Source organism: Thermofilaceae archaeon, from assembly GCA_038731975.1.
Taxonomy (GTDB): Archaea; Thermoproteota; Thermoprotei; order Thermofilales; family Thermofilaceae; genus JANXEW01.
Genome location: JAVYQJ010000003.1, coordinates 101,966 through 122,719, shown reverse-complemented (window position 1 = coordinate 122,719; position 20,754 = coordinate 101,966). Strand labels below are relative to the sequence as shown.

Genomic DNA, 20,754 nt, shown 5'->3' with positions numbered 1-20,754 from the left:
CCGGTGCGAGCTGGTGCAGATTCAACCTACGCGGCCGCGCCGGCGCTCACCGCTAGAACCGCCCTCCGGCTAGCCATCACTCCTCCCACTCCGTCAGTACGCCCGGCTCGCCAATCCTGCGGCAGACGCCCACTTTAAGGACTACGTTTATCCCGGTCCGCTCGTCCATGAACCATCGCAGCAGCGCTGCGATGATCCTGAGGTTTCTGAGGCACCACTCGGGCGAGTCGTAGATGATCTCGGGCTCGACCCGCTGCTGCTCTTCGAGCTTCACCAGCTTCTCCAGCATCGCCTTCACCTCCTCCAGCGTCAGCCCCTCCGCCCACTCGATGAAGCGCTGCATCTCGTCCAACACCTCCTTGGGTGCGTTCAACCTCACCCTCTCCCAGTTGTAGGAGAAGTCGTAGTAGCGGTAGGGGAATTTCTCCTTCAGCACATCATGTATGTCGGCGGTGATGACTCTGTTGTAATACAGGGTTTTCTCCTTCTCGTCGCGCGGCTTGTCGTGGCTGAACAGCGCGTAAGCCAGGTAGGGGAAGCCGGCCTCAGCGAGGAGGAAGTAGCCGACCCTGCCGTCGTCGAAGATGGCTTGAGCGGTGAGCGGCAGCCGCCCCTTCTTCACCTCCCCCTCAAATTCCAGGATCTTCTCGACCGGGGCCCAGAGCCCTATCGCTACAGACCTGTAGATCCCCCGCTGCAGCTCAACCATCGCGTAAAGAGGTTGATGAGGGTTAAAAAGCTTCTAGGCGTAAGCCGCTAAACACCCCGTTTTTCCCGGGCGACCCAAGACCAGACCAGGCCACCAACACCCCCGGAACACCCAGGCCCTGCGAGGGGAAGCAGCTCAGAAAGACGGAGCAGGAGCCCGTCCACGCCGACGAGGAGGGCGCAGCCAACCCGCGCAGCGCCCCGGAAGCCTTCGAGAAGCCCAAGCGGCGTTCGAGAACGGAGATGGAGGCGGCCGGCAGGGAGAAGCCCCCACCGGCAGCCGAACCACCCAGCGAGCGGCGATCCAGAAGCCCCCCTACAAGCTACACCACCGCCCCACCGCGAACCCTAAAAAACCCAGAGACCCCCACCCCCCGAAACGAGCACCCCATAAACGCAACAAATCGCTCCAAACCCCTACCCCCTCGCAAAACCGAAACCCAGCGATCAAAGCCCAGCAACCTTCCAACAGTGTGAAGCCCCAGCAGCCCCCAACTCACTCCGGCACATTGCTCAGAAAGGCGGCTAAACCCCGAGCCCGTGCACAGCCCGGATAGCGGGACCACACGGCCAAACCCCCAACACGTTATCAACTACGCATCAGCACCCGCCCTAACAAGCCCCGCACAGCGGAAAACCGTAACCCACACCGGCTCCAACCTCAAAGCCAAAAGAACGAACAACCCGAAGAGCAACACCCGACACAGCCTGCCACCATCCTGCGATGCAACCGCTTGAAAGATACAAGTAAGATCGGACCCACCTCTCGTAGGCATCACCACGCTTACGAAAGTTCCGCCTCCTGGCACTTTTACTCCCTGGAACACTACATCGACCATGCACCTCCCCACGATCTTCAACCTTCCTTTTTCATCCACTGCTCTAAGCTCGTACGGCTCCCTTAGAGGTATGCAGGACTAGAACTCGTCCGCGAGCCTTTTGGAGATAACGCTTTTGCTAGCGCCTGCATCTACGAGCACCTTGATCTTAACGGCTTTGCCTCCGTGCCTAAACTCCACGTTCGCAATGGCCTGCTCGTGCTTCACCGTTTTCCCCGGCGTACCGGTCCACCCTGTAAAGGTTTCTAGTGATGGGGGGCTATTCGCGCGCTGGCTCCCGCTCCGTTCAGCAGATCCTTTTCCGCGAGCTCCGCCCCCTCGTTGCCGCCGGAATCGATGACCACAACCTCCGTGGAGCTCTTCAGGTGGCCCTGGCTATGGACACTGCCGAGCCCACCCCCTTTAGCTTCGTTGCACCCCAGTGGGATCATCGCTGCGCGATGTTTACGGTTCTTATTCACCTCCGGGCTCCAGGGCTTCGGTAGCCACCCGGCGTACCGGTGGTGGGCGAGCGGGGCTCCGAGTTGCCCGGGGTTAGGGGCTCGAGCGGCATCTGTCAGGCTTCGCGGCCGATTTCGGTGGCAGCTCGCGCCTCTTCTGGGGTTTGGCTGGCTTTGCTGCTGGTTGCGAGCTGCTGGGCCGGGATTAGCTCTTTCGCGTGCCTCTTGTACCAGTCGAGCTTCTCCCTCGTCGCCAGGTGTATTTCGAAGATGAGGGGGGTTTTCAGCTTCTCCTCTATGGCTGCGGCGAGCTGGTGGCGTTGGGGGCCTGCGGCTTTGTCGGTGACGACTAGCACGTCTACGTCGCTGTTGGCGGTGAGCTCGCCTCTGAGGGCGCTGCCGAAGATGTACACCTCCGCGTCGGGTAGGACGCTCTTGACGGCTTCGAGGAGCTCGGGCAGCTGCTCCCTCCACTTGAGGAGGCTCTTGAACCTCTCGTACCTGGCCCTGTAGTACCTCTCTAGCGCTTGCACCTCTCCAGGACCTCGCTCACGAGCTCGATCAGGCTCTCGGCCAGCTTGACGAGCGCCTCCTCGCGCGTGTAGGTGGAGGGGAGCTTGGAGGCTGTGTAGGCGTCGTCGAGGGCCCTCGGGGCCTCCCTGTTCCTCCTGACGAACTCGGTTACCGGCTCCTCCGCTTCGGGTGCGAGCCTGCTCGGGAGGTGGAGCAGCTCCCTCGCCCGGTGCGGCCTGGGGGTCTCGCCCGCCAGCTCCAGCATCACGGAGAGCTGGGCGGCCTGCTCGCTCGAGAGGCGGGCGAAGTCGAACTCCCCGCGCTCGACGGCTTCCCTGGCGTGGTTGAGGAAGGTTAGGGCCCTCCTCCGGGGGATCTCGACCTCCTCGATGGACATGGGGGGCTTCAGGGGTTTCGCTGCTCTGCTTGGGGGCTGCTGGTGGGCTGGGGGTGCGGGTCGCCGGCTTCGAGGGTTGCGAGCTCGTCCAGCGTGAGCATGAGTAGGGCTTCGTAGAGGCCGGGCTGCTTCTCCAGCAGGACTTCGCCTTTGGTCAGTATGTGGTGCCTGAACCTGGGTGGGGCTTTCTCCAGCGGGACTACGTCTACCGGGGTGCGGGTGCGCTCCTCCAGCTCCGCGGCCAGCTTGATCACGTCGTTGAGGTCGAGGCCGCCCCTCGCGTAGACGGCTACGTCCACGTCCCTGAAGGATTCCAGCTCGATGAAGCTGCCGAAGATTATGGCTAGCTCGACGCCCCTCCCCTCGAGGGTGCTCCTGATGGCCTCCTTGAGGGTTCTCCTCTCCTCGGGGCTCAGCCTGTAGTACCTGTAGCGGTCACACGGCATGCTCTCGGAGCCTCTTCAAGAGGTTCTTCACGCTCTCGAAGTTGCTCTTGACGCCCGCGTAGATCCTCTCGTCATCTATCGCCCAGTACCCGTGGGCGAGCGGGTTCCGCAACCTGGTTAGGCGTGCGAGGTGCTCGCGCTCGGGCTCGGTGAGTAGACCCCTATCCCTGAGTATCGCGAGGGCGTGCGCCGGTGTCGCGGGCTCCTCGTTGTAGAGCCTCCTGGCGAGGTGTGCGGCGAGCGCCGCTAGAGCCTCGGCCGCCACGATGAGGTTGTACCTGACGGCGTACCTCTCCGCCTCGCTCATCTCCCCGTACGGCTTCGAGGTGTAGGAGAGGATGGTGCTGATGGACCTCTCGATGTCCGATGCGAGCCTCTCGACGTACGTCCTATTCACGCTTCCCGCGGGTGCTCGCTCCGCCGCGGTCGACCCGCCCTCCGCGTCAGGCCGCTTTTCCGGTGCCCCTGCGATGCCTCGGGTGGCGGCTTGTCCCGCCTCGGTGGAGATCGCTGCCTCGCCTACTGTAGGAGCCGCTTCGCTAGGCATTCGTCGTACCTTTTTAGGATCCTGCTGAAGTCGAGGTACTCGCGTATGGTTCTGGATTCGAAGGCTACTCTCGCGCGCTCGTTTCTAACGTGGATCGGTTTGCCGTGCTTGACGACCTGGTACTTGAGCTCGGGGGGTGCTTCGTTGAGGATGACGAGGTCTACGTTGTCCCCGAGGGTGTCGGTCAGCTTGTTGAGTAGGCGCAAGTAGAAGTCGAGGAGGTCCCGCGGGGTTTCCGAGAGTAGGACGGCGATGTCGTAGTCGCTTTCGGGCGTCGCGTAGCCCTTGGCGCGGGATCCGAAGAGGTAGGCGGCCAGGATCCTCTCCTCGGCTTGGAAGATCTTCGCCAGCGCCTCCCGTTCGGGCCCGCGGTTTTCCGGGGTTTGAATTGCCTGCGGTTCTTCCGGCGTTTGCGCTGTCACAGCACTCTGAGGAGGGTGGGTTTCTCGAGGAGCTTCAGCTCGTCTCTGGTTGCGAGGTGCACTTCGAAGGGGTACCAGGGTGGGATGCCGCGCTTCTCGAGGGCTTTCCACAGCCTGTCGACGAGCTTGGCCCTCTCCAGGCCGCTCCTGGGCACGTGGTCCAGGACCACGAGGACGTCGATGTCGCTGTCCGCGGTGAGCCTGCCCTCGACTGCCGAGCCGAAGATGTAGACTTCTGCTTCCCCGAAGGCCTCCTTCGCGGCTTCGGCTAGGGTCGGCAGGTGCTTGCGCCACTCGAGGAGCATTCTGAGCCTCCAGGTTTGAACTGCTACCGCGATCTCCTCAGACACTGAAGACGCCCCTCTCAACGCTGTCGGGGAGCTCGAAGGCCTCGCCCACGGCGGCTAGGAGCTTCTCCGCGTCTGCAGCCTCGTAGACCTTGGGGAGGCAGCGGGAGGCTGTGTAAGCTTCGTCGAGCGCCCTGAGCGCCTCCCTGCGGTCTTCGGAGAACCTGGATAGGGCGCTCGCGGACTCTTCCCTCCCCAGCTCCCTCAGCGCTCTGTAAAGCAGCCCGAGGAGCTCCCTCACGCTGTGGATCCTGGGGACGTACCCCAGGATCCTGAGCAGTAGGGACTTCAAGCGTAGCTGCAGCGCCTGCTCGGCGTAGAATGCCGCCAAATCGTAATGCCCTCTCTGGAGCGCTTCAGCGGCGTAATCGCGGAAGAGGAGGCTGCGCCTCCTGAGGATTTCAACATGCTCTATGGAGCCCACAGAGGCTCGGAGCCGCAGGTAGGGTACCGGATCGCTGGGCTACGGCTGCGGGGCTTAACTCGTTACCCGGCTCCTTCCCCGCGGTTCTCAGAGCCGCGCTGCCCTCGGCGCGGGACCCGAGGGGTTGGGCCACTAGAGTCGCTCCAATCACTAGAGCTCGTGCCGTGCTCCGCTCAGAGAGACCGCGAGCCCGTCGGGGGTCTGCGCGAGCTCGGTAGGGGCCGGGCATTCCCCGGGCGTTACTCCGCCCCCGGCGAACGCGCGGTGCCCGGGTCGGGCGCGATGCCCTCGAGGGGGCAGCATCGGCGTGGGCGCAGGGCTGGCCCTCGAGCCTGGCGATGTCGCCGAGGTCGTTCTCGCGTTGGCTGGCGCACGCTGCCGCTTGGCCGGACCGTTCGGGGGCGCAGTGTGGGGCTGCGCCGGGCTGGTTTGGGCGGGGTTCGGTGGCTAGTACTTGTATACTCGGACCCCCTTGCTTCTCGCGTAGGCTTCGATTTCCCTGCCGATGAGGGCTCCGGTGAGGATGGGTACGACGGGCTTGCCCGTCCTCTTCTGGACTGCTTCGGCTTTCGCGAGGAGGGCTTCGACCGCTCTTCTGGTGGGCTTGGTCTTCGCTTCGACGATGTACACGGCTCTGTCGGTGATGATGGCTAGGTCGACCTCGACGCCGTCGAAGTCGGCGTTCCTCATCCTCGAGGTGACTCGCTCGCCAGCCGCGGCCAGCTCCTTCTCGATGTCCTCGGAGACGTACCGGCAGTAGAGGCTCTCCGATAGGCTGCCCAGCTCCATCTCGATGCGGGAGGACCTCCTGTTGCTCTCCTCCCACCTCCTGTTATTCTCCTCCCAACGCTTCTCCTGCTCCTTCACGAAGGTTAGGAAGTCCTCCCGCAGCTTCGCAAGCTCAGTCTCCAGCGACAAAAACCTCCTGTTGGTCTCCTCCCAGCGCTTCTCCTGCTCCCTTACGAACGCGAGGAAGTCCTCCCGGAGCTTTACGAGTTCGCCCTCCAGCGACAGGAACCTCCTGTTGCTCTCCTCCCACCTCCTGTTATTCTCCTCCCAACGCTTCTCCTGCTCCTTCACGAAGGTTAGGAAGTCCTTGCGCAGCTTCCGGAGCTCGTTGAGGATTTCTTTGAGGCCGAGTAGGCCTGCCACCGTGTACCGGAACTCCTCGTCCTCCTTTAGGAGGCGGAGGAGCTCGCTCTTAAGGTCGACCAGAGCCATTGCGCTGCTTCACCCTGTTATCCGGTGGCCGCCCTCTTATAAACCGGACTGCGTTAGCGGTGGTGCTCAAGCTTTGGGGCGCTGCTCCAGGGTTTCAGGCGTTCCTCCGCGTCACCGGTATAGGGGTGGTAGGTTCATGGCTGCGAGCCCGAGCTGGAGGATGGCTTTCGGCGTCAGCTTGGCGTAGAAGTCGGCGATCCTCTGGGCGCCGACTCTGAGGGCTGCCTGGATCCTCCTGGCGACGACCTGTAGGCCGAGCTTGAAGGCCTCGTGGAGCCTGGCCTTCTCGGGCCAGACTTTCGAGAGGATTTTCAGGATGATTTCCACGAGGAGGGGGCTCTTGATGGCCCTCAGCCTCCTCGCGAGGGCTAGGATGGCCCGCTCCTCCGGTTTGAGCCTCCAGTACAATCCCAGCCTTAGGGCGCGCTTGTAGGCGGCGGAAACGAGCTCTGGAGTCACTTGCAGCTCGAGCGGAAGTGGAGGCTCGAAACCGGGGAGCGGGTTTCCAATCATTGTGGGGCGGGATCCTCCTGGATTAATATGCGTTGCGGCGATCCGGGGCGAAGGCGGTTGTTTCTAAAAAATGGAGCTGGGGTGTCGAGCTGTGCTGAGCCATACCTGGAGTCCGGGTTTCCTCGCGCGTACCGGTTAGGTTTCGCGGCCCAACGCCATCCTGTACTCCTTGCTCAGCGTTTCCAGCTTCTTCAGCACTTCGGGGTTCCTCTCTACGATCTCGTTGACCAGGCTGAGGTACCTGGCTACCCTCACCGCGTCGGGCGAGATTTTTGTGAGCTCCCTCCCGTTCACCACCACGTAGTGCTCCTTGTTGACCCTCTCGCCCAGTATGTACTCCGCCTCGTTCGCGCTCGCGTGGAGAGTGAAGCAGTGCGGGCTCCCGTCTATCGTGACCACGGTGATGCTCCTCGGCCTCGACGACCTGATGATGCTCGCGATCTTTCCGTAGTGCGTCGGGTTCTCGCGCTCCGGGCAGGCCAGTAGCACGGTTCTGCCCTCCGCGAGCCGCCCGAATATCTCCGGGTTGACTACGGGTAGGCACGCGGATGCGATGAGGAGGTCGGAGTTCGCAAGCACAGGCGCTTTGACCCAAGTGCTCCACAACCAGGGGTGAAGGTTGCAGCCCATAGCCCTACACCAGGCTGCAGCCCTCTCCGAACCTCTCCAGCAGCTCGTCCCTATCCAGCCTCCTGCCGCTCGTGTACTTCGATAGGAGGAGGAACACGCAGTACTGGCCGCACATGGTGCACGAGCTCAAGTCGTGCTGGAACTGGGCCTTCAGCTTCGCCGCTCTCTCCGGGTCGTAGGACTTCAGCACCTGGTAGTCCCAGTCGAGGGCCGCCCTCCTGATGCTCATTTCGACGTCCTCGTAGGCTGCCCTCCTACCCAGCTTAACCAGGTCCCCTGCGTGAGCGGCTATCTTAGCCGCGATCAAGCCCTCCTTCACCTGCTCCACGCCGGGTAGCCCCAAGTGCTCCGAGGGGGTGACGTAGCAGATGAGGTCCGCGCCGGCCGCCGCGGCTATGGCGGCCCCGATCGCTGAGGCGATGTGGTCGTACCCGACAGCTACGTCCGTCACCAGCGGGCCGAGCACGTAGTAGGGCACCCCTCCGCTGAGGGCCTTTTCCAGCCTCACGTCCGCGGCTACCTTGTCCAAGGTCATGTGCCCCGGCCCCTCGATCATCACTTGAACCCCCTTCCTCACCGCGTCCCTAGCCAGCCTGGAGTTGTTCACTAGCTCCCCGAGCTGCAGCTCGTCGTGGGCGTCGGCTACTGCGCCGGGCCTCAGAGCGTCGCCCAGGCTTATCACAGCATCGTACTCCCTGAACAGCTCTATCAGGTAGTCCCAGTGCTTTAAGTACGGGTTCTCCTCCTCGTTCTCCACCATCCAGACGGCCAGCATGCTGCCACCCCTGCTGACTATCGGCGCGATCCTACGGCTCCTCAGGGACCTCCTGGCCAGGTCCAGCGTGATCCCCGCGTGTATGGTCATGAAGTCCACCCCGTCCCTCAGGTGCTTCTCCACCACCGCTATGAACCAGTCGGACGGCATGCCGGGACCCCCGTACTTCTTGACGCCCTCGATCCAGGCTTGGTATGTGGGTACCGTGCCGAAGGGCACGCCCTCAGAGGCTTCCATCAGCTTCGCTCGGATCTCGTCCAGGTTGCCGCCCGTACTCAGGTCCATCAGCGTGTCCGTTCCAAGCTTCACCGCCGTCTTGACCTTCTCTACCTCCAGTTCAACGTTGACCACGGTACCGCTCGTCCCAACGTTCACGTTCACCTTTGTCCTCAGCCCCTCCCCGATTGCCACTAGTCTCGCTCTGGGCCTTCTGAGATTCCTCAGCACGATCACTTTGCCCTGGCTCACCCTCTTCCTGAGGGCTTCGTAGTCCACCCCCTCAGCTCTTGCGATGCTGACCAGCTCGTCCACGCTACTACAGCTCCTAGCTTCAGCGATTATACCCAAGACTCCCACCGAAGTGCTAACCCGGGCCGTCCTTATCAATTAATAGCTGCCGTGGCGCTGGGCGACAGACCCCGAGCGCGCGTTAAGCGAAAACTTGCTCCCCGGTTCACGGCGTCGAGCGGGCACCTTTGAACGCGCTTGAGGTCGCTCCAAACCCCTGCCGAGCGTGCGGCAACCGGTTGGCCAGAGGCTAGTCTTCGACTATCTTCCCGATTGTTAGCTCGATGTTGTTCTCTCTGGCTATCCTCTCCAGTTCTCTGGCAGCCTCTCTTCTGGCGGTGAGGATGACGAGGAACTTCAGCGGTTCTCTGCCGAACTTCCTCCTCGCTGCTTCAGCTTTCCTGAGGAGCTTGCTCGCCTCTTCAGCCGTCTCCGCGTAGCTTGTGACTTCACCGACGACGAGGGGGTCTTCGAGGAAGATGTCGACCTGCTCACCGTCGATGCTCGCAGCCCTCAGCTCCGCGTCGGGGGGTATCGTTCCGGTCCCCCTCAGCTGCGCTGTTAGGAGCTTTCTCACGAGCTCCTCAAACGTTAACCCAGCGAACTTGCTTACCTCTCCGAGGCCCGCCAGTAGAGCTGAGTGGAGCCCCGTGATGCGCTTGTCAAGCCGGGCGACTTCCTCTCCCAGCTTCGCAACAGCTTCGGCTAGCTTAGCGTAGAGCTCGTCGTGCCTCTTGAAACCCTCAATCATCTCTCTCCTCAACTGGGCGATCTCCTCGTCATGCCTCTTAAAACCCTCCAGCATCTCCTTCCGCAGCTGAGATATCTCCTCGTCATGACGCCTAAAGCCCTCTAACATCTCTCTCCTCAATTGAGCGATTTCCTCCGTGTGCTTGGCGAGCAGCTCGTCGTGCCTCTTGAAACCCTCTAACATCTCTCTCCTCAACTGGGCGATCTCCTCGTCATGCTTAGCGAGCAGCTCATCATGACGCTTAAAACCCTCCAGCATCTCCTTCCGCAGTTGAGCGATCTCCTCATCGTGCCTCTTGAAACCCTCGATCATTTCAGCTCTCAATCGAGTAATCTCCTCGCTATGCTTAGCGAGCAACTCATCATGCCTCTTGAAACCCTCGATCATCTCTCTCCTCAGCTGAGCGATCTCCTCGCTATGCTTAGCGAGCAGCTCATCATGACGCCTAAAGCCCTCTAACATCTCTCTCCTCAATTGAGCGATTTCCTCCGTGTGCTTGGCGAGCAGCTCGTCGTGCCTCTTGAAACCCTCTAACATCTCTCTCCTCAACTGGGCGATCTCCTCGTCATGCCTCTTGAAACCCTCCAGCATTTCAGCTCTCAATCGAGTGATTTCTTCCGTGTGCTTTGTCGCGATTTCAGCTAGCTTTTCTACGGCTTCGCTGAGGCGTGCGAGGCTCTTGTACATCTCTCTGCGGAGCTTTGCAATCTGCTTCTCCTGTCTTCTCACGCGCTTCAGAATTTCGTCGTAACCGAGTAGACCTGCTACCGCATAGCGGAACTCCTCATCGGTTTTCAAGAGGTGGAGCAGCTCTTCCTTCAAGCCCATGGCCAAACTCTGGAATAGGTTGCTGTAGCCGCAATATTACCTTGTCGTCGAGATACTGTAGTGAAACTGCGTCCCTAAAGTCTCGCGCTTGCGGAGGGAATCGCTCAACAAGCCTGCAGACTGCTGGCCACGCGGCCTTGACTAGACAGTGTAGCTAGCGAGTCTTGTGAGCTCTTCAGCTGCGTCTGGGGTTTCGCGCTGGCGCTCGCGTGTCTTAGTCTGTACATGGGGCTACTAGAAGAGGCCTGTGAGCCAGGCTTCGCTGAGGCTTCCCCCTGCTTCAAGGAACTCTCTAACGATCTTGTACTTCTCCGACTCGACGAGCCTCTCAGCTTTCGACGCAGCGTCCACCCTTGATACGACCACCACCTCCTCGGGTCGGAAGAAGTCGAGAAGCTGGGGCGAGTAGGTGGTGAAGATGATCTGGGGCTCCGCGAGCTTCGCTAGGGCGATGAGCAGCTCGAGCTGCCTGGGGTGCAGGAAGCACTCGGGCGCTTCGAAGGCTACGAGCGTACTGCCGGATTGGAGCGCTGCGGTGAAGCATGTGAGGCGGAGCGCGCCGTCCGGGATGCCCGCCGCTGTTAGGGGCCTGGGGAGGCCGTTTATCCTCATTTGGATCTCCACTTCTTCGCCCTCGATTCGCGGCACGATCGCGTCGAGATCGGGTAGGAGGCCCCTTATCGTCTTCTCGATCACCTCGTACTCCTTCCTCCTCTCGAGGCACAGCTGGAGCAACTGGCGGGCTAACCCTTCTCCCCGGTATCCGGTTTCAGGCTGATCCCTCACGCTGGACCTCAACCTGAGGGCGGCTAGATCGGGGTGGAGGACCTTAACCCCCTTTAGGAGCTCCGCTAAGCCTCGAAGAGCTGGGTGAGCGTCGGCGGGCACGTGAGCCAGAGCAGAGGGGTAGACGTTGACGCGCTGGATCCTCTTGTCACCGCGGAGGTCATAGTAGAGCACGTCGAGGCTGGCGGCCGCGAGCCGGTCTACCGTTCGGGGTGAGCCGTCGCGGGCGGCGTAGGTGAAGCTGCGCTCCTTCGAAGAGGCCTTCATCAGAATCTCCCTCCCCCTAGCCACCTCTTCCTCGAAGCTGTCAGCGCTGATCCTCACGGTGTACGAGACTACCGCACCCTCTACCAGAGCGTCAACGCCTACCACGACTCCCGCGCCCGCGTCGAAGTTGTGGGCTAGACCACCGAGGTTGAGGTACCAGCCTCCGCCCGCGCTAGGGGCTGCGTAACCCTCGACATGGGGGTAGCCGAGCCTGGCAAGGCTGCCGAGGAGCTCGAGGGACTTCAAGAGGTTGGTTTTCCCGCTAGCGTTCGCTCCCACCACGATGTTCAGCTTGCCAAGCGTGACGCTCGCATCCTTGAACGACAAGAAGTTCCTTAGTTTAAGCTTTATTAGCATAATACTCACCCTTTTCGCTTTAAATCCCGCTATTAAGGGAAGCGTTGCTCCAGCTGACTGGCGGCGTCCTAGACAATCCCCGTTCAAGCCTTCAGCGCCACCGCTTGCGAGCGTTAACCACCCGTCGTTAGCGATCAACAGCTTCGATTACGCGCGGGCATTCCCCCTTGCGGCGTCGGTGAACTCGGTAGTGACACGCGCGGCTTTCGCTACGGGACGATTGTTCAGCATTTAACCAGTATCGTATGTAAGCTCGCTCTTGTTTGTTGTTTCCGCGGGCTGGCTAGGCGTAGGCATCTTGCGTTGGTGAGCTGTGGTAACACGTCTATCGCTGCAGCACTACCCACTCTATACTGGCAGAGGATGCGGGGACCCTGCTTGACTATGAGTAGAGAAGGGCATGGGCCGTTGTGATGAAGTGTTTAAATGGGGGTGTGAACTCCACTGTCAGATCTTCTTACGTTTTTGAAACTCCCTTCACACCAATAAACCCTTTGGTGGAGATTCGTCTTTTCCGGGCTGTACTCGAGTCATACTTGGGTAAGGTCATTACGTTGCGAGGGCTGCTCGCTCCCCCTCGTGATGCGCCCGGCAACCCTGAGTTTCTCTGGGGGCCTATTACGCGTCCCGGTGTGCGGCTTCGAACTCGCTAAGTGCTGTCGATGCCTCCTCCAGCTCCTTTATTGTGTTGACAGGTAGCCAGGCACCCTGCGAGGCCGAGCGGTGTGAGAACCGTTTTCGTGACGAGGGTTCTATCAAGAGTAGGGCGGCTAGGCCTAGGGTGGATGAGAGGTGGGACCAGGCGAGCAGCAACGAGACTCCGAGCGTGAAGGGGGTAGGGCTCCGGTGAAGTGCCTCAGCCGGGGATCCACTCTCTGTCACCTTGCCTTGCTGCAACAAGCCTCTCGTTTAAGTACACTTCAACTCTGTAACCGGCGAGCTGCTCCGCGCTAAAGCTCAACGGAAACGCGAGAGTGACGAAAGTACCCAGCGCAACTCTCTTCCGCACTTCCATTCTCACGGTTTCTCCTCTTAGCTGGTGAAGCTCTACAACGATCAGAAGATCTTCAGCGTAAGGTGCCGCGTAAGTTCTTAACAGGCGTAAAACCAGTTGACTGCCTTCAACCTTGCCTTCGAGGAGGATTAGGGGGTTGTGGAGGGGGACGCGAAGCGAATCCAGTTGTGGCTCGCCTCTCCAAAGCCTTTCGTACTTCTGGGTGACTCGCGGGTATCCCCGGAGCAGCCAAGCCAAAAAAAAAAGCCGCGAGCGCAAGTAGGTAGAGGAGTTTGAGAGTGAAGGGAACGGTAATCCTCGCTCGCAAAGCTGCCACGCACAGGAGGGGTTAAGGCTCGTTAAAAAGATTCGCGAACGCACGAAGTATCGCAGCTAGATGATAACTCCTAATGCTTAACTGGTGTTTTTAGTTCTAATCGCGACAGTCTAAGAATAGGGACTTGCGACTAGGAAGGCTTCAGCGTGAGGGATTCTTTAGGATGCGGACAGCGAGCTTGAACGGGTAGGTGGGCCAAAAATTAAACTTTAGCGAGCAGAGCTGTAGCAGATGCTTGCTAATTTCTACTAGGCGACTTGAAGGGGCAATAGTGATCTACTTGTTGGATGGTTAGTTAATAGTTACTAATGCTTCCTTTTTCTCTTGCTGCGGGTATAGATGCTGTGAATTGCTGCAAGAAGTGCAACTGCTGCGATTAGGGCTGCAAGAGCTAGCACCCAGATTGAGGGGGAAAGCACAATCCTGACTTCGCTTTCCTGCGGCACAGAGACCGTTTTTGCGGTGTCGCCTACTCTTACGGTGTAGACCCCGGGGGGTAATCTGATTATGGTGAGCTCTCCCTCATCCCCGGTCGTGCCCACCGCTATCCTCTGCGTGTCGTTGTACAGCTCGACGAGCTCTCCCGCAGCCGGCCTGCCTAGGAAATCCACGACTTTGACTCTCAGGTCGTATAGGGGGACTGTTAGCGTCACGTTGTGCTCCTCCAGTCTCACCCTTCCAGAATAGACTGTAAGCCCGCGCCAGTGGACCTTTACGTCGTATTCGCCCGCTCTAACAGTAACCTCTGCTACACCCATCGGTGCCTCGTACCTTCTGCCTGCGATTTCGACAACGGAGTTGTACAATCTTCTCCCGGCAGCGTCGAGGATCGTCACGCGCACGTACACCCTCTCACCTAGCACGCGGATGGTTGCAGGGGGGCAATCCCCCACTTCAAAGACGCTCGTTTGGTGGGGGATCGCCCTGACGATAAGGTCTCCAACCTTACCGAGGGATACGCGGGCGAACGCCGTACCGTTCGTCCTGGAAAGCGCTTCGGCGAGCACGGTACCGCGGGCATCGACGAAGCTCACCCTTACTGCGGGAGCAGGTGGCGCGAGGTGCGCTGCTAGAGTGAAGGGTTCATTGACGCCCACCTCTGGTGGAGCTTGCACTGTCGCGTTGAGTTTAGCCTTCACCATAGTGACGCTAGGCGTTCCCAGAGCGTCGCCCTTACCCGGATAGAGGAAGATTGGACCGGCCGTATCCAGCCTTACCATCTCGCCGCACTTGTACCTCCTATCCCCCGCAACCGTCCGCGCGACGACATACTCGTAGCCAGTACAGTTGATCGTAAGCGTTTCACCGAGCCACTTTTGCGGCGGGGAGTCGATTTTCCACTGCGGCGGGGCTCTAACGGCTCTGAAGCTGGCTGTAGCCGAGGCCGGCCCATACTCAGGCGTGCCGGCAAATTCCACCTTTACCTCGTACACGCCCTCGCTGGGCGGAGTAATGGGCAAAACAAGCCAACCGCTCGAGTTGGACTCGTACCTGCCCAGTAACGTCCACTCCCCTCCCGCTTGTCTAGCGTAAACCAGCAAATTAACCTGGAGGCCAGGATATACGAAGCAGAGTATCTCCGACCGCTCTCCGACGCCTGCTTGACCGGGAGGGGCTAGCAGGATTATCGGTGTGGGGCGCACAACGACCTCGAAGGTTGTACTAGCCGTAGCGCCTGGAACGGCTACATAAACCGTGTAGACTCCTTCTGCGCAGTGGGGATCTAGGAGGAAGGTGAACTTCACATTCCCTCTTGCGTCCAGTGCGAGCTGTTTGAGCGCGATCAGCTCCCCTTTCGGCCCTCTAACCTCCAATCCAACGGGAGCGCGCGGGGGGCCGTTCACGATCACTGTGACCTCGCTACCCGGCTCGTAAAAGCTTGAATCGGTTACCACAGTGAGCTTCGGTTGAGCCAGAAGGGGTACCATGATCGCTAGAATTGCGAGAGAAAGAACAAGCTTCCTCATAGGGTTCAGCCTTGTGCCTACTGCGAGCTACTGGCAGCCTCCTTTTTCGCTTCCTCCTCCAGCTTCTTGAGCTCCTCTTCAATCTCCTTCTCGATCTCTTCGATAGGTTTGGGCGGCGGCGTAGTTGCAAGCGTGTACCCGATCCAAGCAAGTATTCCGAGAACTCCAGCTACCGCTATGAAAGCTGTGAGTTGAAGGATAAGAAGACTGTAGGGGGACATAAGGAGCCAGCCGTATATCGCGATACCCGCTATCGAGCCGATCATTAATGCTGCTCCCACAGCTTGATCTCTTGTCATCGAGGAAGGTTTCCTACGGTGCTACAAATATTTTCCGTCCTTGTTACGGCTTGGACTGTACCCTTCCCCTCTTTAGATGAGTTAGGCTCTAATCCCTAAAGCTTACCAGCTTATTTAAACAGTAATTGTTAACAAAATTCTGTCTGACAGATGCCCAAAAAGTTTTCAAATTTTACTGATGGTTTTACCGTAGAGTTATTGCTGACGGTTCTCTGTGGCGCTCATCCACCATACGAGGCTTATTCAACGGCACGGATCAATTCAATGGCGCGTCGACCGTGCTGCTCGCTAGCTGCCAGCCGTATGATTCCTCTCCCCAGCTCTACACCAATTTCGCGCCCCATTACGGGGGCATTTGGCGCAACGTTACCGAGTTACCTGTAGTAGTATCGGGGCAGGTTAAGCGTTGCAATCAATATACCAGGCCTTGACGTTCCGGGGGTACGTGGAGGACCCACTGAGTTTAAGCAAACTCCGGTTCGTGAGTGCAGACGTTAAGGCGACGCTAGGCAGGTTGGGGTTGCACAGCTTGTGGCAGCTGGTAGAGCACGGGCTTACAGCTAAAGAGCGGCGGTCATTAGCTGAGAGAGCCGGCCTGGAGGAGGGGGTGGTGCTGAAGCTAGTTAGGTTGGCCGACTTCTGCCGCGTCTGCGATCTAGAGCTGGCGGAGCTGCTCGTTGAGGCCGGCGCCCATACACCTTTCGAGCTCCCTCTTAGGCCGCTGGATGAGCTGTGCCAGATGGTTCTCGAGGCTACGCAGAGGCTGGGCGTCAACCCTCCCTCTCGTGAAAAGTTAGAGGAGGTTAAGGGGAAAGCCAGGATGCTGCCACCACTATTCGATTACTAGGAGGGAAGGGAAAAATTAATACTCGCTGGGGGCGCGTACCCTCGTGATCGAGCCCACCTGGAGGTTTATCCTTGAGTGGATGGTGATGCCCCACGAGGCCCACTTGCACGGGGTTAAGCACGTGATCTACTCAGGCAAGACAAAGTTCCAGCAAGTCGATATCGTCGAGACCTACTCGTTTGGGAAGTGCCTCTTCCTCGACGGTAAGCTGCAGAGCTGCGAGTACGACGAGCACGTATACCACGAGGCTCTAGTGCACCCAGCGATGATGACACACCCCGACCCAAAACGTGTCCTCATAGTGGGTGGTGGGGAGGGCGCGACCGCTAGGGAAGTGCTCCGCTACCCTACAGTGGAGAAGGTAGTGATGGTGGACATCGACGGGGAACTCGTAGACCTCTGCCGTAGGTACATGCCCGAGTGGAGCCAGGGAGCTTTCGAAGACCCTCGCTTGGAGCTGGTAATCGCGGATGGGCGCAAGTACATCGAGGAGACTGGGGAGAGCTTTGACGTAGTAATCCTGGATTTGACCGACCCACTGCCGGGGACACCCTCCGTCTACCTCTACACGAGGGAGTTCTACGAGCTGGTGAAGGGCAGACTTCGCCCTGGCGGCGTTATGGTTACTCAAGCCACTTCCTTGCGCTATACTCCGGATGCCTCTGCGAAGATAAGGAACGCCGTAGCCTCCGCCTTCCCCCTAGCTCGCCTCTACACCACGAGCGTGACAAGCTTCATGAGCTACTGGGGGTTTGTGCTAGGAAGCTTGGGTAGGGACCCTCTCTCAGTTGCTCGAGAGGAGCTTAGAGCTCGCTTATCCTCGCTCAAGGGGGGAGTGGCATTCTATGATGAAGAAGTGCACTACCACCTTTTCCACCTCCCCCGCTTCATACGAGAAAAGGTCGACGCGATCAAGGAGGTGCCAACAGACGCGAACCCCGCATTTATCCCGCTTTAGGTTTGGAGCGTCCTACAGGCTTTCTCCATTATCCTCGGATTGTTGCATACCTTGAGCGAAAGTAGCACCGCGTCAAGGTAAGTATCGGGCGTGCCTACATCAATCCAGTATGTGTCACCAACATCGTAGACGTAAACGTCCTCGCCCCGCTCGACTAGAGCTTGAATCGCATCCGTTAGCTCGATTTCGCCCCGGGGGCTCGGTTTACACTCCTCTAAAACGTCGAAGATTCCGGGTGGTAGAAAGTACAGTGATGTGTTCACAAGGTTGCTGGGGGGAATCTTCGGCTTCTCAAGTATTTTCTCAAGTCTGACAACCCTTTCGCCAACCGCCCGGCCGACGATGACACCGTACCTCCTGGGATCTTCAACCCTCTTTCCAGCCATGATCGCGCCGCCGAGCTCTTCGTGCAGCTTCAGTAGTCTTACAGCCACGTTCTCGCCGAGGAACACATTGTCTCCAGCCGCTACAAAAAAGTACCCGTTCCCAGCGAAGCCCCTTGCCTGCGCCACAGCGTCTCCCGTCCCTCTGGGCACCGGCTGGTTTACCCATACGATACTTGAGCTCTCTATCATTCTGTAGAAGCGGCGGAGCATTTCAGCTTCAGTTTGCTTGCCCTTCTCCTCCAGCAGATCAACGTAGCTCCAGTCTGGAGTAAAGTGGTCTTCGACAGCCCTCTTACCCCGGCCTACAACGAAGCAGAAATCCCTGATCCCCGCTTCGTAGAGCTGCTCAAAAACCACCTGAAGGATCGGTTTGAGAACTGGCCTATCGCCCTCGAGCTGGAAGATGGGGAGCATCTCTTTAGGCATCTCCTTGCTGTAGGGGATGAGACGCGTACCGAGACCCGCAGCGAGTATAACAGCTTTCATTGAAGCTTCAGCACCTTCTGGAAGTTACGCATATAAAATGTTTATTATGCGTCCCGAAGTGCCTTAATCGTCCTCCTTATACCTTCCTCCAGCGGGATTGATGGTTCATATCCGAAATCTTTCACAGCTCTTGTGATACTGGCGAAGGAGTGCTTAATGTCTCCCAGCCTCGGTGCAGTGTGTAGGGGTTTTAGGTCGGGTCTCCCGAGGACGCGTGCCACTGTTTCGGCTAGTTCAAGTACGCTAATCGGCCTTCCGCTGCCGATGTTGTACACCCCTCTGACGCGCTCGAGTACCAGCGCTCTTACAAAGTACTCAACGACGTCGTCGATGAACACCAGATCCCTCGTCTGCGCACCATCGCCGAAGATCACGGGCGGCTCGCCCCGCTGGATACGCTTAATGAACTCCACCACAACGCCGGCGTAAGCCTTGCTCTGCTTCGGGCCATATACGTTAAAGAGCCTCAAAACGACTGGGCGGAAGCCGTGGATGTGAGCGTACGCGCTCACGAGGGCCTCTCCCGCCACCTTTGAGGCCCCGTAGGGGGAAAGCGGCTGCAGCGGGTGCTCCTCATCAATTGGTAAGCGCACAGGGTTCCCATACACTGCAGCACTCGATGCGAAGACAAACACCTCAGCTCGCCTCGCGGCTTCAAGGACGTTCAACGTACCCCGAACGTTTACGTCCAGGTAGAGGAAGGGTTTCTGCAAGGACTCCGCCACGTCGATTAAAGCGGCTAAATGTACGATGCCATCGGCCTGCTGCGCGACAGCTTCCACAGCCTCACGATCGCGGACATCACCCTCAACCACCTCGATATCACCCATAAGCTCTCTTAGGTTATCTCCCGAACCTGTCGAGAAGTTGTCAAAGACTACAACTTCGTGGCCGCTTTGAACCAACCTCTTCACTAGGTGACTACCGATGAATCCCGCACCGCCAGTGACTAGAACCCTCATCTACACCATCCCCACCAGTGTAAAGATGCAACGTAGAAGTGAATATCGCCCGGAGTTTTTCGTTTCAAGCCGCTATCGCCGCGGAAAGGCCTCGTTCCAGCTGCTAAGCTCACAGCCGACCCCTATTCGGGGCAATGCTTAAGAAGTGAGGGGTAGGGTCACTGCGGTGTACGGATGAGGAGGGGGGTCCTCCTAGCCGGGATTGTAGCAGCCATCGTAGCGGCCGCTGCCTTAGCGTACTTCTTTGTGTACCTACCCAGCCAGCAGCGCGGGAAGATCAAGGTGGTTGTGTACGCGTACCTCGACCGGATCACGGGGATAGACCCGTCCATCGAAGATGACACGGGTATCCCGGTAATCGGTGTGGTTTACGAGACGCTGGTGAGGTACGATCCGGCTACGGGAAACGTAGTGCCGGTACTCGCTGAGAGCTGGGAGCACAGCGAGGATGGAAAGCTCTGGACCTTCAGGTTGAGGAGGGGGGTTGTCTTCCACGATGGTACACCCTTCAACTCGACCGCTGTGAAACTCTCTATCGAGCGTGCTAAGGGTGTCTACGAGAAGTTCGGCCGCGGCAGCGGTTACATCTGGAGTTCTGTGGAGGAGGTGGAAATAGTTGATGAGTACACCGTCAATATCAGGCTCTCTTACCCGGCACGATTGGATCTGATGGCGGCTGCCATATACTCCGCTTACATCTTCAGTCCGTCAGCCCTGGTTAAAGCCGGTGTCGAATCGCCGCTGGACCCCAAGCTGGAGTCGTGGTTCAACCAGGGCAACGACGCCGGTAGCGGGCCCTACTACATCGAGTACTACAGCCCTGAGAGCGAGGTGAGGCTGAGAAAGTTCGAGAGATGGTGGGGTTGGAGCCTCGTTAACAACCCGGACGCACCCGACGTTGTAGTGATCAAGATCATGACGGATCCTCTGTCCCAGTACAACGGCCTGCTGGCTGGGGAGGTGCACATCGCCTCCAGCGTCCCCCGAGCCAACGTGCAAGACCTAGCGTCTCGGGGCTTTAAAGTGATAAATGTAACCCTATTTCACAACTACCTTCTTCTGTTCAACGTCCGTCGCTACCCCACGAACATCACCGCCTTCAGGCTGGCTGTGATCCACGCGATACCATGGGAAGAGCTGGTACCAGTAGCCTTAAGGGGCTTCGGTAGGGTGGGTAGGGGGCTCATACCACACGGGTTCCCTGGCTACGATGAACAGCTCGCGTACAAGTACGACTTGACGCTGGCTAGAGAGTACCTCCAGGAGTCGGGAGTACCGAAGGGCACGGTGATCGAGTTCGTGTACCAGGGCGAGTACGAGGAGAACGAGGCTTTCGCGCAGCTATTAAAGTCTAGGCTGGCCGAGATAGGCATCACCGTTGAACTCAAACCACTGCCTTGGACCGCCGTCAGGGATGCCGGTAAGGCCGTCTGGGAGGACGCCGAACGCGCTCCACACCTCATCATTAGCGACTGGTGGCCCACGATACCCTCCCCCTACGAGTTCCTAGCCATTTTCCACAGCACGAACACGGAGTGGAATTGGGCCGGCTATAACAATACCGAATTCGATGAGCTATTGGATAGAGCATACGAGCTTGAAGGGGAGGACTACGAGCTGGCACTACGGCTCTACGCTCAAGCCCAGAAAATGCTGTTCGATGAGGGCGTCGCGGTCAACCTCTGGGATGAGGTTAGACCATTCGTGGTTAGTCCCCGCGTCGATCTCCCCGAGGGCGCGCTAAATCCACTGTACATATACGTAATCCGCTTCGAACTCGTTAAAGTGAGAGACTGAGAG

24 protein-coding genes are annotated in these 20,754 nt (G+C 59.0%); 3 read left to right on the top strand and 21 right to left on the bottom strand.

Annotated features, from left to right (window positions below; genetic code table 11):
• Nucleotides 1–76: 76 nt before the first annotated feature.
• From QXF46_03240 to QXF46_03150, 19 genes are all read right to left on the bottom strand, one after another.
• Entirely contained in the window at nt 77–709 is a 633-nt protein-coding gene (locus tag QXF46_03240; protein MEM0225867.1) for a hypothetical protein, read from the bottom strand.
• Between the two features lie 916 nt (nt 710–1,625).
• A complete protein-coding gene (locus tag QXF46_03235; protein MEM0225866.1) occupies nt 1,626–1,754 on the bottom strand; it encodes a hypothetical protein in 129 nt (42 codons plus the stop codon).
• 38 nt (nt 1,755–1,792) lie between these two features.
• Nucleotides 1,793–1,978 carry a hypothetical protein gene (locus tag QXF46_03230; GenBank protein ID MEM0225865.1) on the bottom strand — a complete coding sequence of 62 codons (186 nt, stop codon included), beginning with the start codon at nt 1,976–1,978 and terminating at the stop codon, nt 1,793–1,795.
• Between the two features lie 125 nt (nt 1,979–2,103).
• On the bottom strand, nt 2,104–2,520 hold the full coding sequence (locus QXF46_03225) for a nucleotidyltransferase domain-containing protein (protein MEM0225864.1): 417 nt from the start codon (nt 2,518–2,520) through the stop codon (nt 2,104–2,106).
• Entirely contained in the window at nt 2,508–2,897 is a 390-nt protein-coding gene (locus tag QXF46_03220; GenBank protein MEM0225863.1) for a HEPN domain-containing protein, read from the bottom strand. The genes QXF46_03225 and QXF46_03220 overlap by 13 nt, the downstream gene beginning before the upstream one ends.
• 8 nt (nt 2,898–2,905) lie before the next feature.
• Nucleotides 2,906–3,343 (bottom strand): nucleotidyltransferase domain-containing protein, encoded by a 438-nt coding sequence (locus QXF46_03215; protein MEM0225862.1) that lies wholly within the window; start codon nt 3,341–3,343, stop codon nt 2,906–2,908.
• The gene (locus QXF46_03210; GenBank protein MEM0225861.1) at nt 3,333–3,890 is read right to left on the bottom strand and encodes a HepT-like ribonuclease domain-containing protein; all 558 of its coding nucleotides are present in this window, start codon (nt 3,888–3,890) and stop codon (nt 3,333–3,335) included. Before QXF46_03210 ends, QXF46_03215 begins: the two co-directional genes overlap by 11 nt.
• The gene (locus tag QXF46_03205; GenBank protein MEM0225860.1) at nt 3,863–4,312 is read right to left on the bottom strand and encodes a nucleotidyltransferase domain-containing protein; all 450 of its coding nucleotides are present in this window, start codon (nt 4,310–4,312) and stop codon (nt 3,863–3,865) included. The genes QXF46_03210 and QXF46_03205 overlap by 28 nt, the downstream gene beginning before the upstream one ends.
• Nucleotides 4,309–4,662: a nucleotidyltransferase domain-containing protein gene (locus QXF46_03200; GenBank protein ID MEM0225859.1), complete on the bottom strand. Its 354-nt coding sequence runs from the start codon at nt 4,660–4,662 to the stop codon at nt 4,309–4,311. The genes QXF46_03205 and QXF46_03200 overlap by 4 nt, the downstream gene beginning before the upstream one ends.
• Nucleotides 4,655–5,083, bottom strand: coding sequence for a HEPN domain-containing protein (locus tag QXF46_03195; GenBank protein ID MEM0225858.1), 429 nt, complete (start codon nt 5,081–5,083; stop codon nt 4,655–4,657). The genes QXF46_03200 and QXF46_03195 overlap by 8 nt, the downstream gene beginning before the upstream one ends.
• Nucleotides 5,084–5,530: 447 nt before the next feature.
• Nucleotides 5,531–6,304 (bottom strand): hypothetical protein, encoded by a 774-nt coding sequence (locus QXF46_03190; GenBank protein MEM0225857.1) that lies wholly within the window; start codon nt 6,302–6,304, stop codon nt 5,531–5,533.
• A 111-nt stretch (nt 6,305–6,415) separates the two neighbouring features.
• Nucleotides 6,416–6,817, bottom strand: a complete 402-nt coding sequence (locus QXF46_03185; protein MEM0225856.1) for a hypothetical protein — start codon at nt 6,815–6,817, stop codon at nt 6,416–6,418.
• A gap of 135 nt (nt 6,818–6,952) precedes the next feature.
• Nucleotides 6,953–7,447 (bottom strand): hypothetical protein, encoded by a 495-nt coding sequence (locus tag QXF46_03180; GenBank protein MEM0225855.1) that lies wholly within the window; start codon nt 7,445–7,447, stop codon nt 6,953–6,955.
• Between the two features lie 4 nt (nt 7,448–7,451).
• Nucleotides 7,452–8,798 carry a phosphomethylpyrimidine synthase ThiC gene (gene thiC / locus QXF46_03175; protein MEM0225854.1) on the bottom strand — a complete coding sequence of 449 codons (1,347 nt, stop codon included), beginning with the start codon at nt 8,796–8,798 and terminating at the stop codon, nt 7,452–7,454.
• A gap of 181 nt (nt 8,799–8,979) precedes the next feature.
• Complete coding sequence (locus QXF46_03170; protein ID MEM0225853.1) at nt 8,980–10,308, bottom strand: hypothetical protein; 1,329 nt, start codon at nt 10,306–10,308, stop codon at nt 8,980–8,982.
• 234 nt (nt 10,309–10,542) lie between these two features.
• Nucleotides 10,543–11,718 carry an AAA family ATPase gene (locus QXF46_03165; protein MEM0225852.1) on the bottom strand — a complete coding sequence of 392 codons (1,176 nt, stop codon included), beginning with the start codon at nt 11,716–11,718 and terminating at the stop codon, nt 10,543–10,545.
• 856 nt (nt 11,719–12,574) lie between these two features.
• Nucleotides 12,575–12,970: a hypothetical protein gene (locus QXF46_03160; protein ID MEM0225851.1), complete on the bottom strand. Its 396-nt coding sequence runs from the start codon at nt 12,968–12,970 to the stop codon at nt 12,575–12,577.
• 384 nt (nt 12,971–13,354) lie between these two features.
• Entirely contained in the window at nt 13,355–15,016 is a 1,662-nt protein-coding gene (locus tag QXF46_03155) for a hypothetical protein (GenBank protein MEM0225850.1), read from the bottom strand.
• A 17-nt stretch (nt 15,017–15,033) separates the two neighbouring features.
• Nucleotides 15,034–15,315: a transcriptional regulator gene (locus tag QXF46_03150; GenBank protein MEM0225849.1), complete on the bottom strand. Its 282-nt coding sequence runs from the start codon at nt 15,313–15,315 to the stop codon at nt 15,034–15,036.
• Between the two features lie 445 nt (nt 15,316–15,760).
• Here QXF46_03150 and QXF46_03145 point away from each other — a divergent pair, with 445 nt between their 5' ends.
• On the top strand, nt 15,761–16,162 hold the full coding sequence (locus tag QXF46_03145; protein MEM0225848.1) for a DUF4332 domain-containing protein: 402 nt from the start codon (nt 15,761–15,763) through the stop codon (nt 16,160–16,162).
• 43 nt (nt 16,163–16,205) lie between these two features.
• Complete coding sequence (gene speE / locus QXF46_03140; protein MEM0225847.1) at nt 16,206–17,120, top strand: polyamine aminopropyltransferase; 915 nt, start codon at nt 16,206–16,208, stop codon at nt 17,118–17,120.
• Here the strand turns inward: speE and QXF46_03135 are convergent.
• Together QXF46_03135 and QXF46_03130 are read right to left on the bottom strand one after the other, a co-directional pair.
• On the bottom strand, nt 17,117–17,992 hold the full coding sequence (locus QXF46_03135) for a sugar phosphate nucleotidyltransferase (GenBank protein ID MEM0225846.1): 876 nt from the start codon (nt 17,990–17,992) through the stop codon (nt 17,117–17,119). The genes speE and QXF46_03135 overlap by 4 nt on opposite strands.
• A 44-nt stretch (nt 17,993–18,036) precedes the next feature.
• Nucleotides 18,037–18,954 (bottom strand): SDR family NAD(P)-dependent oxidoreductase, encoded by a 918-nt coding sequence (locus QXF46_03130; protein MEM0225845.1) that lies wholly within the window; start codon nt 18,952–18,954, stop codon nt 18,037–18,039.
• A gap of 174 nt (nt 18,955–19,128) precedes the next feature.
• Here QXF46_03130 and QXF46_03125 point away from each other — a divergent pair, with 174 nt between their 5' ends.
• Nucleotides 19,129–20,751, top strand: coding sequence for an ABC transporter substrate-binding protein (locus QXF46_03125; protein MEM0225844.1), 1,623 nt, complete (start codon nt 19,129–19,131; stop codon nt 20,749–20,751).
• Nucleotides 20,752–20,754 lie beyond the last annotated feature (3 nt).

Bases quoted from the DNA above. Each gene is read 5' to 3' on its own strand.
- QXF46_03240 (MEM0225867.1), bottom strand. From the start codon at position 709: ATGGTTGAGCTGCAGCGGGGGATCTACAGGTCTGTAGCGATAGGGCTC.
- QXF46_03230 (MEM0225865.1), bottom strand. From the start codon at position 1,978: ATGATCCCACTGGGGTGCAACGAAGCTAAAGGGGGTGGGCTCGGCAGT.
- QXF46_03220 (MEM0225863.1), bottom strand. From the start codon at position 2,897: ATGTCCATCGAGGAGGTCGAGATCCCCCGGAGGAGGGCCCTAACCTTC.
- QXF46_03215 (MEM0225862.1), bottom strand. From the start codon at position 3,343: ATGCCGTGTGACCGCTACAGGTACTACAGGCTGAGCCCCGAGGAGAGG.
- QXF46_03210 (MEM0225861.1), bottom strand. From the start codon at position 3,890: ATGCCTAGCGAAGCGGCTCCTACAGTAGGCGAGGCAGCGATCTCCACC.
- QXF46_03190 (MEM0225857.1), bottom strand. From the start codon at position 6,304: ATGGCTCTGGTCGACCTTAAGAGCGAGCTCCTCCGCCTCCTAAAGGAG.
- QXF46_03185 (MEM0225856.1), bottom strand. From the start codon at position 6,817: ATGATTGGAAACCCGCTCCCCGGTTTCGAGCCTCCACTTCCGCTCGAG.
- QXF46_03180 (MEM0225855.1), bottom strand. From the start codon at position 7,447: ATGGGCTGCAACCTTCACCCCTGGTTGTGGAGCACTTGGGTCAAAGCG.
- QXF46_03170 (MEM0225853.1), bottom strand. From the start codon at position 10,308: ATGGGCTTGAAGGAAGAGCTGCTCCACCTCTTGAAAACCGATGAGGAG.
- QXF46_03165 (MEM0225852.1), bottom strand. From the start codon at position 11,718: ATGCTAATAAAGCTTAAACTAAGGAACTTCTTGTCGTTCAAGGATGCG.
- QXF46_03155 (MEM0225850.1), bottom strand. From the start codon at position 15,016: ATGAGGAAGCTTGTTCTTTCTCTCGCAATTCTAGCGATCATGGTACCC.
- QXF46_03150 (MEM0225849.1), bottom strand. From the start codon at position 15,315: ATGACAAGAGATCAAGCTGTGGGAGCAGCATTAATGATCGGCTCGATA.
- QXF46_03135 (MEM0225846.1), bottom strand. From the start codon at position 17,992: ATGAAAGCTGTTATACTCGCTGCGGGTCTCGGTACGCGTCTCATCCCC.
- QXF46_03130 (MEM0225845.1), bottom strand. From the start codon at position 18,954: ATGAGGGTTCTAGTCACTGGCGGTGCGGGATTCATCGGTAGTCACCTA.
- QXF46_03125 (MEM0225844.1), top strand. From the start codon at position 19,129: ATGAGGAGGGGGGTCCTCCTAGCCGGGATTGTAGCAGCCATCGTAGCG.